General features: G+C 72.2%; 11 protein-coding genes and 1 pseudogene. 3 read left to right on the plus strand and 9 right to left on the minus strand.

The features are described 5' to 3' along the window. Positions 1-197: 197 nt before the first annotated feature. A complete protein-coding gene (locus ACFWIS_RS00525; RefSeq protein ID WP_380455507.1) occupies positions 198-1,469 on the minus strand; it encodes an MFS transporter in 1,272 nt (423 codons plus the stop codon). 139 nt (positions 1,470-1,608) lie between these two features. Between ACFWIS_RS00525 and ACFWIS_RS00530 the strand changes: the two are divergent. Beyond that, positions 1,609-2,544: pseudogene (locus tag ACFWIS_RS00530) on the plus strand (LysR family transcriptional regulator). A gap of 144 nt (positions 2,545-2,688) precedes the next feature. Here ACFWIS_RS00530 and ACFWIS_RS00535 read toward each other — a convergent pair. Continuing rightward, entirely contained in the window at positions 2,689-2,982 is a 294-nt protein-coding gene (locus ACFWIS_RS00535; RefSeq protein WP_380455505.1) for a hypothetical protein, read from the minus strand. Between the two features lie 185 nt (positions 2,983-3,167). Between ACFWIS_RS00535 and holA the strand changes: the two genes are divergently transcribed. Continuing rightward, on the plus strand, positions 3,168-4,166 hold the full coding sequence (holA, locus tag ACFWIS_RS00540) for a DNA polymerase III subunit delta (protein ID WP_380455503.1): 999 nt from the start codon (positions 3,168-3,170) through the stop codon (positions 4,164-4,166). 61 nt (positions 4,167-4,227) lie between these two features. On the opposite strand, the gene ACFWIS_RS00545 is transcribed toward holA, so the two are convergent. From ACFWIS_RS00545 to ACFWIS_RS00555, 3 genes are all read right to left on the minus strand, one after another. Then, positions 4,228-4,878 carry a hypothetical protein gene (locus ACFWIS_RS00545; protein WP_380455501.1) on the minus strand — a complete coding sequence of 217 codons (651 nt, stop codon included), beginning with the start codon at positions 4,876-4,878 and terminating at the stop codon, positions 4,228-4,230. A gap of 497 nt (positions 4,879-5,375) precedes the next feature. After that, positions 5,376-5,645 (minus strand): 30S ribosomal protein S20, encoded by a 270-nt coding sequence (gene rpsT / locus ACFWIS_RS00550; RefSeq protein WP_045938443.1) that lies wholly within the window; start codon positions 5,643-5,645, stop codon positions 5,376-5,378. 223 nt (positions 5,646-5,868) lie between these two features. Beyond that, on the minus strand, positions 5,869-6,174 hold the full coding sequence (locus ACFWIS_RS00555) for an antibiotic biosynthesis monooxygenase family protein (protein ID WP_380455499.1): 306 nt from the start codon (positions 6,172-6,174) through the stop codon (positions 5,869-5,871). A gap of 190 nt (positions 6,175-6,364) precedes the next feature. Between ACFWIS_RS00555 and lepA the strand changes: the two genes are divergently transcribed. Further along, a complete protein-coding gene (gene lepA / locus ACFWIS_RS00560) occupies positions 6,365-8,233 on the plus strand; it encodes a translation elongation factor 4 (protein ID WP_380455497.1) in 1,869 nt (622 codons plus the stop codon). 116 nt (positions 8,234-8,349) lie between these two features. On the opposite strand, the gene ACFWIS_RS00565 is transcribed toward lepA, so the two are convergent. The 4 genes from ACFWIS_RS00565 to ACFWIS_RS00580 all read right to left on the minus strand — a co-directional run bounded on the left by ACFWIS_RS00565 (position 8,350) and on the right by ACFWIS_RS00580 (position 14,301). Continuing rightward, positions 8,350-9,432 carry an NAD(P)/FAD-dependent oxidoreductase gene (locus ACFWIS_RS00565; RefSeq protein WP_380455495.1) on the minus strand — a complete coding sequence of 361 codons (1,083 nt, stop codon included), beginning with the start codon at positions 9,430-9,432 and terminating at the stop codon, positions 8,350-8,352. 88 nt (positions 9,433-9,520) lie between these two features. After that, positions 9,521-10,435, minus strand: coding sequence for an RNA polymerase sigma factor SigJ (gene sigJ, locus ACFWIS_RS00570; RefSeq protein WP_380455493.1), 915 nt, complete (start codon positions 10,433-10,435; stop codon positions 9,521-9,523). An 81-nt stretch (positions 10,436-10,516) separates the two neighbouring features. Further along, a complete protein-coding gene (locus tag ACFWIS_RS00575; RefSeq protein ID WP_380455514.1) occupies positions 10,517-12,541 on the minus strand; it encodes an ABC transporter ATP-binding protein in 2,025 nt (674 codons plus the stop codon). 26 nt (positions 12,542-12,567) lie between these two features. Then, positions 12,568-14,301 (minus strand): ABC transporter ATP-binding protein, encoded by a 1,734-nt coding sequence (locus tag ACFWIS_RS00580; protein WP_380455492.1) that lies wholly within the window; start codon positions 14,299-14,301, stop codon positions 12,568-12,570. Positions 14,302-14,469 lie beyond the last annotated feature (168 nt).

Consider the following 14,469-nt stretch of genomic DNA (forward strand, 5'->3'; position numbering starts at 1 on the left):
GGTTGTGGGGGGTGCGGGTGGGGGGGTGGGGGGCGGGCGGGTTAATTAATATGGGGGCTCGTCCGGGGCGCCCGCTTCCGCCGCCCCAAGAGGGTCCTCCTTCCGCACCGGGTGGAGCAGCGTTCCCGACTGCACGTCGCGGTTGAAGGCCGCGGAGGGCGCATGGACGACTTGGCGGGTCCGGGCGGAAGGGGCGGTCAGGAGGTGGCGTGCGAGGGTTGCGGGCTCGGTGAGTGGGTGTGGCGGGGGAGGAGGAGCGGGGTGGCCAGGATGAGCAGGCCGGCGACTGCGAGGGCGGTGCGTGGGTCGGTGGTGGCGGCGAGGAGGCCGCCGAGGGCGGTGCAGGTGGCGATGGCGGCCTGTTGGCCGATGGACCAGGCGGAGAGGGTGCGGGCGAGGAGGTGTTTGGGGGTGCGTTCGAGCCGGTAGGTGGCGAGCACCGGGTTGTAGAGGCTCATGTTGACGATGATCGCCAGCTCGACGGCCATCACGGTGAGCAGGCCGACGATGCCGGGGCGGACGAGGACCAGGCCGATCAGCCAGACGGCGCGCAGGGTGCCGACGGTCCGGAAGACCCGGTGCCGGCCGTGGCGGGCCACGACGCGCCGGGCCAGTCGGGAGCCGATGAGTCCGCCGAGGCAGGGGGCGGCGAAGGCGAGGCCGTACTGCCAGGGCTGGAAGTGGAGTTGGCGCAGCATGAGGACGGCCAGCACCGGTTCGGTGGCCATGATCAGCCCGCCGACGAGCAGGTTGTTGAGGTAGAGCGCCCGCAGGGCGGGGTCGCCGAGGATGTGCCGCCAGCCGTCGAGCAGCGCGCCCGCCCGTGCCGGGCTTTCGCCGCCCGCCCGTGCCGGGCTGACGGCGGCCGGTCGGGGAGGTTCCTCCCGGTCGCGGATGGCGGTGATGCCCAGGGCGGAGAGCAGGTAGCTGAGCGCGTCGGCGATCACGGTGGTGACGGGCCCGAAGAGGCCGATGGCCGCGCCGCCCAGTGGGGGGCCGATCGCGATGGAGCTCCAGTTGGTGGACTCGAAGCGGGCGTTGGCCACCAGCAGGTCCTCGGGCCGGACGAGGGCCTTGAGGTGGGCGCCGCTGGCGGCGTTGAACGCGATCTTGGCGGCGGCGACCACGGCCGAGACGACGAGGAGTTGGACGAAGCCGAGCCGTCCGAGGGCGTAGGCGAGGGGGATCGTCGCCATGGCGGCGAAGCGGGCGAGGTCCATGGCGATCATCACCGGGCGCTTGCGCCGGAACTCCACCCAGGGCGCGAGCGGTACCGCGATCAGCGCGCCCATCGCGGGCCCCACCGCGGAGAGCGCGGAGACCTCGGCCGGCCCGGCGTGCAGCACCAGGACGGCCAGTAGCGGGAGCGCCCCGAAGCCCAGCCCGGAGCCGTACGCGCTCACCGCGTACGCCGCCCACAGCCAACCGAACCCCTGCCCGAGCGGTCTCCTGCCCACTACACCCCGCATGTCCGGCGTGCTCCCTCGGTATCTCATCCGCACAATCCGACGTTGACCGGTGAGAGCTAATCGAGCCGCGTTACCGCAGGTCAAACAACCGCCATCCGGTCTCCGTACAACCATTCGTTGTTCACTAAGGTGGGCCGACGTGGACCTCGAAGCCGTACGCACCTTCGCCGCCGCCGCGGACGCCGGCCAGTTCCAGAAGGCCGCCGCCGATCTGTCGATCACTCAGCAGGCCGTCTCCAAGCGCATCGCCACGCTGGAGAGGGATCTCGGGGTGCGGCTGTTCACCCGCACCCCGCGCGGTGCCGAACTCACCATCGACGGGCAGGCGTTCCTGCCGCACGCCCGGGATCTGCTGCGGGCCGCCGAGCGCGCGGTGGCCTCGGTGCGCACCGGCCGCCGACCGCTGCGGGTCGACATCATCGCCTCGCGCGGCGCGGGCTCGGGGCTTATGCGGGACTTCCACCGCGCGCACCCCGAGGTCGATCTGGACGTGGTGATGCTGTTCGACGTCTAGGCGGCCGTCACCGCGATCCGCTCGGGGGCGATCGACGCGTCCTTCCGCGCGGTGGCCGCGCCCGGCCGGCCGTTCCCGGAGGACGTCGAGTCCGTCCGGGTGCTCGACGAGCCGCTGCAGCTCCTCACCGGACCAGCCCACGCGCTGGCAGGCGCCCGTTCGGTGACCGTCGCCCAGCTCGCTGGGCACCGGATCTGGATGCCCGGCATCGCTCCGGGCACCGAGTGGGCCGCCTACTACGACGACCTCGTCGCCGAGTTCGGCCTCACCATCGAGGCGACCGGCCCGAACTTCGGCTCCGACGCGCTCCTGGACACCGTCGCCGACACCCCGGCCCTGGCGACCTTCATGAGCGAGCGCACCCGCCTGGTCTGGCCGGCCGGGCACGGTCTGCGCCGCATCCCGGTGACGGACCCGACGCTCGTCTACCCGCACTCGCTGCTGTGGCACCGGGACAACCCCCACCCGGCCCTGGCCACCCTCCGCGCCTACCTGGCCGCGGCGACGCCCGCCCATGACGCCGCCGGGACGTGGCGGCCGGACTGGGTGCTCCCGCGCTGACTCCCGCGCTGAACATCCCGACCCCGGCCCCCCACCCCGGACCCCCCGAATCCGGACATCCGGACATCCGGACATCCGGACATCCGGACATCCGGACATCCGGACATCCGGACCCCCGGCTCCACGGGCGGGCGGCGAGCCCGGTCAGGCCTCCTCGCGCCAGCCCTCGTACGAGGTGGCCAGGGTGTCGAGGGCGTGCAGGAGGGCCGGGGTCCATCCGTCGGACGGCGGGTCGAGGACGACCAGCCACTGGGCGTCCTCGGCGTCGTCCTCGCCGGCCAGGGCGTCGCGGACGATCTCCAGGTCGCCGAGGTCGGGGTGGGCGGCGGAGAGTTCCTCGGCGGCCTCGTCGGCGGTGTCGCGGTCGGGCAGGACGAGCAGCTGGCGGACGAACGGGTCGCCGACGTCCGGGAAGTCGGTGGTGTGGTTCTCGGTCACCGGGTCATTCTCCAGGGCGGGCCCGGTGGTCTGGCGGTAGGGGCCGGGCAGTCGGGTCCCCTGTCGCCCCGCCCCCGTCGCGCCCCAGATCGGTCCCGCCCCGGGCGCGCCCTCGTCGTGCCCCGCCCCGGTCGGCCTCGGCCGTCGGGCGGGAGTGTCCGCGGCGCGTGGGATGCTGGTAGGCGATGGCCAGGAAGAGTGCACCCGACGACCTGCTCGCCCCGCTGACCCTCGCGGTCGGCCAGGAGGAGCTGCTGCTGGACCGCGCGGTCGCCCAGGTGGTGGCCGCGGCGAAGGCGGCGGACCCGGACACCGACGTGCGGGACCTGCCGCCCGGCGCGCTGCAGCCCGGCAGCCTGGCCGAGCTGACCACGCCCTCGCTGTTCGCCGAGCGCAAGGTGATCGTGGTCCGGGCCGCGCAGGACCTCTCCGCCGACTCCGTGAAGGAGGTCAAGGCGTACATCGAGGCCCCGGCCGAAGAAGTGATCATGGTGCTGGTGCACGCCGGCGGGGCCAAGGGCAAGGGCCTGCTGGACGCCGGCCGCAAAGCGGGTGGGCGTGAGGTGGCCTGCGCCAAGCTGGCCAAGGCGAGCGAGCGACTGGCCTTCGTCAAGGGCGAGTTCCGTGCCCTGGGCCGCTCCGCTACCCCGGAGGCCTGCCAGGCGCTGCTGGACTCGCTCGGCAGTGATCTGCGCGAACTCGCCGCCGCCTGCAGTCAGTTGACTTCGGACGTCGAGGGCGCGATCGACGACACGGTGGTGGCCCGCTACTACAGCGGCCGGGCCGAGGCGACCGGATTCGAGGTGGCCGACCTGGCCGTCACCGGCCGGGCGGCGGAGGCGCTGGAGCGGCTGCGCTGGGCGCTGGCCGTCGGCCAGCCGCCGACCGGCATCACCTACGCGCTGGCCTCCGGTGTGCGCAGCATCGGGCGGCTGGCGACGACCGGGCGGAACATGCGCCCGGCCGACCTGGCCCGCGAGCTGGGCATGCCACCGTGGAAGGTGGACCGGGTCCGCCAGCAGATGCGCGGCTGGACGGGCGACGCGGTGGCCACCGCGCTGACGGCCATCGCCCGGGCCGACGCCGACGTCAAGGGCGGTTCGGCCGACCCGGCCTACGCCCTGGAGCGCGCGGTGGTCGCCGTCGCCAAGGCCGCCCGGGCCGGCTCCCGCCCGTCCTACTGACCGTCCCAGACCCCCAGACCCCCGGCCCCCCGGCCCCCCGGCCCCCAGGCCGCTACGGCGGCTACTTCCGCATGGCCCGTACGGCGTTGTCCGCGTCGGCCTGCAGGTCGTTGCGGAGTTCGGTCATGGACGGTGGGGTGCTCTTCCCCTGGGTGTAACTGGCGTTGTACGTGAGGTAGAAGGTCATCCCGCCGTCGCGGATGTCCATCTCGGCGTAGAGGCTGTGGTACGTCGACGAGCCGTCGTCCTTGTAGAGGAAGTAGGCCTCGTCGCCGATCCCGCTGATGTCGGTGACCTGGTAGCCCCGGGCCCGGTAGAGCTCCTTGTTGGCCTTGAGTTCGGGCCCGGGGTTGACGGCCTTGTGCAGGTCGGCGCGGATGTAGACGGAGGCGAACTCGCTGTCGCTGTTGCCGCCGGTCCGCTTGAGCGACATCGAGCAGTTCATGCTGTCCAGCGCCGGGTTCCGGTCGGTGTGGTGGGACGGCGAGTTGGCATCGGTGGTGACGGAGTACGTCTCCAGCAGCCGGGAGGGCTTCGCGGTGGCGCAGAAGTCGTCGGAGAGGTGGTAGTTGCCGAGGCTGCGCGGCGAGGAGTCGCTGCTGACCAGGTCCGGGACGGCCAGCACGGCGGTGGTCCAGCCGGCCGAGGCGAGGAGCGCGCCGACGAAGGCCCAGACGGCGTTTCGGCGCAGGTTCGCGCCCTTCCGCGGCACCGCGCCGCCACCCGGCGCGCTCGGTGCACCCGGAAGCCCCGGTGCACCCGGCAGCCCGGTCGGCGGCCCGAACCCGCCCACGACCGGCCCCGCCGCCCCCGGTACGGGAGTCCCGGCCCCCGGCGGACCCGGAACCCCCGGCTGCTGCGGGAACCCGTACCCGGGCGCCGGCCCCGGTCCGTGCGGTGCCGAGGACGGCGGCGGTGGTGGTGGCGTCGTCATGGAAGTCCCCCCTGTGGACCGGCACCGAGGGTGCTCCCCGCACCCACGGTCGCGCGTGATCGACCATAGCGGCCGGCGGGTGGAACGCGACAGGCGCCGTGGTCCGCCTCCCGGAGGAGGCCGATCACGGCGCCTGTCGTACAGCTGAAGCTGTTGTGCACCGCACCCGCGTGGCGAACGCAGGCCGCGTACGATGCGAGTCTCGCACGCCTCGGAGTTCCGGGTAGAGGGCCGGGTCGCTCCGGGGCGGTGGGGGCGTGCAGCCCCCGGGGGCGTCAGGCCTGGACGGCGGTGTTGACGCGCTTGGTGATGGCCGACTTCTTGTTGGCGGCCTGGTTGGCGTGGATGACGCCCTTGCTCACGGCCTTGTCCAGCGCCTTGGAGGCGGCGCGGGCCAGCACGGCGGCCTTCTCGGTCTCACCGGCGGCAGCGGCCTCGCGGGCCTTGCGCAGGGCGGTCTTCAGCGAGGACTTGACGGCCTTGTTGCGCAGGCGCGCCTTCTCGTTGGTCTTGTTGCGCTTGATCTGGGACTTGATGTTCGCCACGAAAGAGCCTCAGTCTTGTCTGAACGGGTTCTGGGTTCCCCCCGGCCGGAGGCTGGGGAGGTCTGCACCCGGGTGGCCGCCGGACCAGCTGAGAGGGCATGCCGGGGCCAGGTGCAGCAGCCCACGCTACCAGGGGCCCGCCACCCGCCCCAAACCGGCCGCCGGCCCGACCGCCGGCCCGGTCGTGGCACCGACCGCCGGACCGCCCGCGGTCCGGGCCCGGCTAGGCGCTCAGCACCGGCTCCCCGTAGTGCTCGACCTCCGGGAACGGCCGGTAGAACCGGTGCAGCAGTTCGCGCCACCGCAGGTACTCGGCCGAGCCGCGGAAGCCCTCGGTGTGGTCGGCGAGGGTCTCCCACTCCACCTGGAGCAGGAAGCGCGAGCCGCGCCCCTCGTCCAGGCAGCGGCGCAGTTCCAGGGAGCGGAAGCCGTGCTGGACGGCGATCAGCGGGCGGGCCTCGGCGAAGGCGGCGAGGAACTCGTCCTCCCGGCCTGGCAGGACGTCGAGCAGGGCGCTTTCGAGGATCATGACGGGCCATCCTGCCGCCCCGCACCGGGGTCGCGGAAGGCTGTGAGGTGCCCGAACGGCGTCCCGGGTCCCAGTCGTGGGAGGATGGGAGGAACTATTTCGATCGGACGAGACTGTCCGGTCCCCGGGATAGCCGGTCAGCGATGATCCGGACACCCCCGGCCCCGGACCAACGGAGAATCGGACCAAGGTGCCCGCGACCCCCAGCAATGTGCCAGAGCCCAGCCGTACCGACCCGGCGCTGATCCGCAACTTCTGCATCATCGCCCACATCGACCACGGCAAGTCGACGCTCGCAGACCGGATGCTGCAGATCACCGGCGTGGTCGACCCGCGGCAGATGCGCGCCCAGTACCTCGACCGCATGGACATCGAGCGTGAGCGCGGCATCACCATCAAGTCGCAGGCGGTCCGTCTGCCGTGGGCCCCCAAGACCGGGCCGGACGCCGGGACGACGCACATCCTCAACATGATCGACACCCCCGGCCACGTGGACTTCACGTACGAGGTGTCCCGCTCCCTCGCGGCCTGCGAGGGCACCATCCTGGTGGTCGACGCGGCCCAGGGCATCGAGGCGCAGACCCTCGCAAACCTGTACCTGGCGCTGGAGAACGACCTCACGATCGTCCCGGTCCTCAACAAGATCGACCTGCCGGCCGCCCAGCCGGAGAAGTACGCCGCCGAGATCGCCCACATCATCGGCTGCGACCCCTCCGACGTGCTCCAGGTCAGCGCCAAGACCGGTCTCGGCGTCGAGGACCTGCTGGACCACATCGTCAACACCGTCCCGGCCCCGGTCGGCGTCAAGGACGCCCCGGCCCGCGCGATGATCTTCGACTCGGTGTACGACTCCTACCGCGGCGTGGTCACCTACGTCCGTGTGGTGGACGGTCAGCTCACCAAGCGCGAGCGCATCGCGATGATGTCCACCGGCGCCACCCACGAGCTGCTGGAGATCGGCGTCATCTCGCCGGAGCCGAAGGTCGCCGACGGCCTCGGCGTCGGCGAGGTGGGCTACATCATCACCGGTGTGAAGGACGTCCGGCAGTCCAAGGTCGGTGACACGATCACCTCGATGCACAAGGGCGCCACCGAGCCGCTCGGCGGCTACAAGGACCCGCGCCCGATGGTGTTCTCCGGCCTGTACCCGCTGGACGGCTCGGACTACCCGCTGCTGCGCGACGCCCTGGACAAGCTGCGCCTCAACGACGCCGCCCTGGTGTACGAGCCGGAGACCTCGGTCGCGCTCGGCTTCGGCTACCGCTGCGGCTTCCTCGGCCTGCTGCACCTGGAGATCATCCGGGAGCGCCTGGAGCGCGAGTTCAACCTCGACCTGATCTCCACCGCCCCGAACGTGGTCTACCGGGTGGTGATGGAGGACGGCACCGAGCACACCGTCACCAACCCGAGCGAGTTCCCGTCCGGCAAGATCTCCGAGGTCTACGAGCCGGTCGTGCGCGGCACCATCCTGGCGCCGAACGAGTTCGTCGGCGCGATCATGGAGCTCTGCCAGTCGCGTCGCGGCAACCTCCAGGGCATGGACTACCTGTCCGAGGACCGGGTCGAGCTGCGCTACACCCTGCCGCTCGCCGAGATCGTCTTCGACTTCTTCGACCAGCTGAAGTCCAAGACCCGCGGCTACGCCTCGCTCGACTACGAGCCCATCGGCGAGCAGAGCGCCCAGCTGGTCAAGGTCGACATCCTGCTGCACGGCGACCCGGTGGACGCGTTCTCCGCGATCGTGCACAAGGACAAGGCCTACAGCTACGGCGTGATGATGGCCGGAAAGCTGCAGAAGCTGATCCCGCGCCAGCAGTTCGAGGTGCCGATCCAGGCCGCCATCGGCTCCCGGGTGATCGCCCGTGAGACGGTCCGCGCCATCCGCAAGGACGTCCTCGCCAAGTGCTACGGCGGTGACATCTCCCGCAAGCGGAAGCTGCTGGAGAAGCAGAAGGAAGGCAAGAAGCGGATGAAGATGGTCGGCAGCGTGGAGGTCCCGCAGGAGGCCTTCATCGCCGCGCTGTCCACGGACGCCGAGGGGCCGAAGGACAAGAAGTAGCCGCGAGCGGCATGCGGCGAGGGGCCCGGGCATCCGCCCGGGCCCTTCCGCGTGTCCGGGCCCTTCCGCGTGTCCGGGCCCTTCCGCGTGTCCGGTACTGCTTCCGCGTGTCCGGGCTACTTCAGCGTGGCCAGCACGCCGGTGACGATCCCGGCCTTGGCCAGCCGCCCCGCGGTGCCGGTGAACACCGTGGGCTTCATGGCGTCGTCGGGGCGGACCAGCTGGAGCAGCCCGTCCCGCCGGCCGAGGCTGAGGCACTGCGCCACGTACCGGAACGAGAACGGCTCCGAGGTGCGCCCGTCGAGCAGTCGGCCCACGTACCTGCCCTGCGGCAGCGCGGTGGCGCAGCCCATCCGCAGGGTGCCGACGCCGGGGACGGTGACGGCGGCGGCGTCGCCGACCACGTGGATGTCGGGGTGCGAGAGCGAGCGCAGGTGGTCGTCCACCAGGGCGCGGCCGCGGTCGTCGACGGCCAGTCCGGCCCGGGCGGCCAGCGGGTGGGGTTCCATCGAGGCGGCCCACACGGTGAGCTCGGCGTCGATCGGTCCCGCGCCGGTGCGCAGCCCGTCGGGGGTGACCTCGGTGACGGTGGCGTTCTCGTGGACGGCGACGCCGAGCCGGTCGAGGACTCGCCGGACGTGGGCCCGGCCGCGCGGCGAGAGCCAGCCGCCGACCTGTCCGGCCGAGACGAGCCGCACCCGCCAGCCGGGGTGGGCCTCGGCGAGTTCGGCCGCCAGTTCGATGCCGGTGGCGCCGCCGCCGACGACGGCGAGGGTGCCGGGGCGCCCGGCCCCGTCGATCAGGCGCCGCACCTCGTGGGCGCGCTCCACGGGGTGGGCGTGCTCGGCGGCGCCGGGGACGCCGTGCCAGGCGGTGCGGCTGCCGAGGGCGTAGACCAGGGTGTCGTAGCCGAGGGTGGTGCCGTCGTCCAGCAGGACCTGGTGCCCGGCCGGGTCGAGTTCGACGGCCCGGGCCCGGTGGTGCTCGATCCGGCGGCCGCGGGCGAGGTCGCCGAGGGCGGGCCAGTCGCGGCCGCGGCCGGCCGCCGTCTCGTGCTGGCGGACGCGGTGCTGGAGCCGCTCCTCGGGGGCGACCAGGGTGACGGCGCGGTGCCGTCCGGCGCCCTTGGCCGCGGTGAGGCCGGCGTACCCGGCGCCCAGGACGACGATCCGCCGGTCGGTGCTGGTGGTGCTGCTCATCTCGTCCGCCTCCTTGCGAGGGCGCTCCGGTGGAGCGCTGTTCGGGAAGGGGACGACGTGGCCGGCCGGGGTGTGACGGTGTCCTGCGTCACACCTGGACGGGGGCGATCCGGGCGAGCTTCTCGGGGTTGACCACGACGTACGCCTCGGCGATCCGCCCGCCGGCCAGGGCGAAGGCCACCACGCCGCCGACGGTGCCGGTCGCCTTCTCGTACCAGACCAGGCCGGGCTCGCCGTTGACCGTCGCGGGGCCGAGGGCGAACTCGGGGGTGAACCACTTCTCGACCAGGCCGGCCACCAGGCGGGCCACCTTGTCGGCGCCGTGCACCGGGCGGGCGGCGGCGCGGACGATGCCGCCGCCGTCGGCGTGCCAGACCACGTCCGGGTCGAGGATCTCCATCAGGCCGAGGATGTCGCCCCTGGTGCTGGCGGAGGCGAACGCCTCGACGGCCCGGCGGTGTGCGGCCGGGTCGGTGCCGCCGGTGGGCCGGCCGCCGTCCTTGAGCCGGCGACGGGCCCGGGAGGCGAGCTGGCGGGTGGCGTCCGGGGTGCGGTCCAGGGAGGCGGCGATGTCGTCGAAGCCGACCGCGAAGACGTCGTGCAGGACGAGGGCGGCCCGTTCGGCCGGGGTGAGCCGTTCCAGGACGGCGAGCAGGGCGAGCGAGACGGACTCGCCGCGTTCGGCCAGGTCGGCGGGGGAGTCCGGGCCGTCCGCGTAGGAGACGGACGGCTCGGGCAGCCACTCGCCGTAGTAGGCCTCGCGGCGGGCCCGGGCGGAGCCCAGCTGGTCGTAGCAGAGCCGGGTGACCACGGTGGTGAGGAAGGCGCGCGGGTCGTCGACGGCGCCGCGGTCGGTGCCGCGCCAGCGCAGCCAGGCGTCCTGGAGGACGTCCTCGGCGTCGGCGAGGGAGCCGAGCAGCCGGTAGGCCACCGAGCCGAGGTAGCGGCGGTTCGCCTCGAAGGCGTCCGGGGCCTGGGCGGTGGCGGCGGGCTGTGCGGTCACGGGGGCCAAGGTAGCGCCCGTGGAGGGGAAAGCGAAGAGCCGGGGCGGTGGGTCCGCCCCGGCTCGTCACGTGAGGACGGATCAGTCCACCTCGGCCACGGCCTCCGCGAACTGCGCCTGGTAGAGCCGGGCGTAGGCGCCGTCGGCGGCGATCAGCTCGTCGTGGGAGCCCTGTTCCACGATGGAGCCGTTCTCCATGACGAGGATGACGTCGGCGTCGCGGATGGTGGAGAGGCGGTGGGCGATGACGAAGCTGGTGCGGCCGGTGCGCAGTCGGGCCATGGCCCGCTGGATGAGGACTTCGGTGCGGGTGTCGACCGAGCTGGTGGCCTCGTCGAGGACGAGGATCGACGGTTGGGCGAGGAAGGCCCGGGCGATGGTGATCAGCTGCTTCTCGCCGGCGCTGACGCCGGTGCCCTCGTCGTCGATGACGGTGTCGTAGCCGTCGGGGAGGGTGCGGACGAAGCGGTCGACGTGGGCGGCCCGGGCGGCTTCGACGACCTGCTCGCGGGTGGCGGAGCCGGCGCCGTAGGCGATGTTGTCGGCGATGGTGCCGCCGAACAGCCAGGTGTCCTGGAGGACCATGCCGATGCCGGAGCGCAGGTCCTCGCGGGACATCGCGGCGATGTCGGTGCCGTCGAGGGTGATCCGGCCGGAGCTGACCTCGTAGAACCGCATCAGCAGGTTGACCAGGGTGGTCTTGCCGGCGCCGGTGGGGCCGACGATGGCCACCGTCTGGCCGGGTTCGACCTTGAGCGAGAGGTCCTCGATGAGGGGCTTGTCGGGGTCGTAGCGGAAGGCCACGTCCTGGAAGGCGACCCGGCCGTGGACGGTGTCGGGCTTCTCCGGCATGGCCGGCTCGGGGCTCTGCTCGGGGGCGTCGAGCAGTTCGAAGACGCGCTCGGCGGAGGCGACTCCGGACTGCACCAGGTTGGCCATGCTGGCGACCTGGGTGAGCGGCTGGCTGAACTGCCGGGAGTACTGGATGAAGGCCTGGACGTCGCCGATGGACAGCGAGCCGCTGGCCACCCGCAGCCCGCCGACCACCGCGACCAGCACGTACTGGAGGTTGCCGATCAGCATCATCGCGGGCTGGATGATCCCGGAGATGAACTGGGCGCGGAAGCTGGCGTGGAACAGCGCGTCGTTGTGCTCGCGGAAGGTCTCGGCGGACTCGCGCTGCCGGCCGAACACCTTGACCAGGGTGTGGCCGGTGTACATCTCCTCGATGTGGGCGTTGAGTTGGCCGGTGGACTTCCACTGCTGGACGAACTGCGGCTGGGCCCGCTTGCCGACCTTGGCGGCGACGACCACCGACAGCGGCACCGAGACCAGGGCGATCGCGGCGAGCAGCGGGGAGATCCAGAACATGAACCCCAGCACACCGACCACGGTGAGCAGCGAGTTGACGATCTGTCCCATGGTCTGCTGCATCGACTGGCCGATGTTGTCGATGTCGTTGGTGACCCGGCTGAGCACCTCGCCGCGCGGCTGCTTGTCGAAGTAACTCAGCGGCAGTCGGGCGAGCTTGGCCTCGACGTCCTGGCGCAGCCGGTAGCTGGCGGACTGGATGGCCTTGGTGGCCAGGCGGCCCTGGACGATGCCGAACAGGGCGGAGGCGAGGTAGATGCCGAGCACCCAGAGCAGGATGGAGCCGATGGCGCCGAAGTCCATGCCGTGGCCGGGGGTGAAGTCGACTGCGGAGAGCAGGTCGGCGATGCCGCCCTCGCCGTGGGCGCGGAGCCCGGCGATGACCTCGGCCTTGGAGGCGCCGGGCTGGAAGCGGGCGCCGATGACGCCGGCGAAGATCAGGTCGGTGGCGTCGCCGAGGATCTTGGGGCCGGTGACGGCGCAGCCGATGCCGAGCAGGCCCAGCGCCAGGACGCCGAGCAGCAGCTTGCGTTCGGGGCGCAGCAGGCCGAGCACGCGCTTGCCGGAGCCCTTGAAGTCCATGGACTTCTCGGTGCCCTGGCCGCCCATGAAGCGGCCCGGTCCGGCGGGGCCGCGGCGGGCGGCGGCGGCCTGGGAGTCGCTGGGGAGCTTGTCGGCGCCCGCGTCCTTCTTGGAGGGTGCCGTGCCGCCCGCGTCCTTCGTGGGGGTTGTCATGCCGCCCGCGTCCTTCTTGGGGGTGGTCACGCCGCCTCCTGCTCGGTGAGCTGGGAGAGCACGATCTCCCGGTACGTCGGGTTGTCGGCCATCAGTTCGTGGTGGGTTCCGGTGCCGACGACGGCGCCCTCGTCCAGGACGATGATCCGGTCGGCGTCGCGGATGGTGGACACGCGCTGGGCGACGATCAGGACGGTGGCGTCGGCGGTCTCGCGGGCGAGGGCCTTGCGCAGCTTGGCGTCGGTGGCGTAGTCGAGCGCGGAGAAGGAGTCGTCGAACAGGTAGACGTCGGGGCGGCGGACGAGGGCCCGGGCGATGGCCAGGCGCTGGCGCTGGCCGCCGGAGACGTTGCTGCCGCCCTGGGCGATCGGGGCGTCCAGGCCCTCGGTCAGCTTCTCGACGAACTCCTTGGCCTGGGCGATCTCCAGGGCGTGCCAGAGTTCCTCGTCGGTGGCGTCGGGCCGACCGTAGCGGAGGTTGCTGGCGACGGTTCCGGTGAACAGGTAGGGCTTCTGCGGGACGATGCCGACGCTGTCGGCGATGGCGTCGGCGGAGAGCTCGCGCACGTCCACGCCGTCGAGCAGGACCTGGCCGGAGGTGGCGTCGAAGAGCCGGGGGACGAGGCCGAGCAGGGTGGACTTGCCGCTGCCGGTGGAGCCGATGATGGCGGTGGTCTCGCCGGGGCGGGCGGTGAGCTCGATGCCGCGCAGCACCGGGGCCTCGGCGCCGGGGTAGCGGAAGTCGACGTCGCGCAGTTCCAGGTGGCCGCGGCGCAGCAGTTCGGTGACCGGGGCGGCGGGCGGGACGACGCTGGAGGAGGTGGCCAGGACCTCCTGGACGCGCTCGGCGCAGACCTCGGCGCGCGGCACCATCATGAACATGAAGGTGGCCATCATGACGCTCATCAGGATCTGCATCAGGTAGGACAGGAAGGCGGTGAGCGCGCCGATCTGCATGTCGCCGCTGTCGATGCGGTGGGCGCCGAACCAGAGCACCGCGATGCTGGAGACGTTCACGACCAGCATCACGGCCGGGAACATCACGGACATCAGCCGGCCGACCTGCCGGGCGACTTGGGTGAGGTCCTCGTTGGCCTCGCCGAAGCGGTGCTGCTCGTGGTCGTCCTTGACGAAGGCGCGGATGACCCGGATGCCGGTGATCTGCTCGCGCAGCACCCGGTTCACGGTGTCGATCTTCGTCTGCATGCTGCGGAACTTCGGGCGCAGCGCCCGGACCAGCAGGGTGACGACGACGCCGAGCAGGGGGATGACGGCGAGCAGCAGTCCGGACAGCGGGACGTCCTGGTTGAGCGCCATGATGATGCCGCCGACGCACATGATCGGCGCGGCGACCATCAGCGTGAAGCTCATCAGGGCCAGCATCTGGACCTGCTGGACGTCGTTGGTGGTGCGGGTGATCAGGGAGGGCGCGCCGAACTGGCCGACCTCCCGGGAGGAGAAGCTCTGCACCCGGTCGAAGACGGCGGCGCGGACGTCGCGGCCGAAGGCCATCGCGGTGCGGGCGCCGTAGTAGACGGCGCCGATCGAGCACACAGCCTGGACGAGGGTGACACCGATCATCACGGCGCCCACGCGCAGGATGTAGCCGGTGTCGCCCTTGACCACGCCCTGGTCGATGATGTCGGCGTTGAGCGTGGGCAGGTACAGCGCGGCGAGGGTGGACACCAGCTGGAGGAGCACCAGCAGGGTGATCGGTCGGGAATATGGGCGCAGGTACGCCCGGAGCAGTCTGATCAGCACTGGCACACTCTTGTCGTCGCCGGTCGGGTTCGCACCCCAATTCTCGTTGTTCCAGGGCGTCGTACAGGCCATTCGGGGGCTGTCCGGCGGAGGTTTGCCTGGCCTTTGCCATCGCCGGGCCGACCGCCGGGCCGACGGCCCAGGTCACCGGCTGCGCGGGCCGGTCAC

Origin of the sequence: Kitasatospora sp. NPDC127060 (assembly GCF_042724935.1) — a bacterium.
Taxonomy (GTDB): Bacteria; Actinomycetota; Actinomycetes; order Streptomycetales; family Streptomycetaceae; genus Kitasatospora.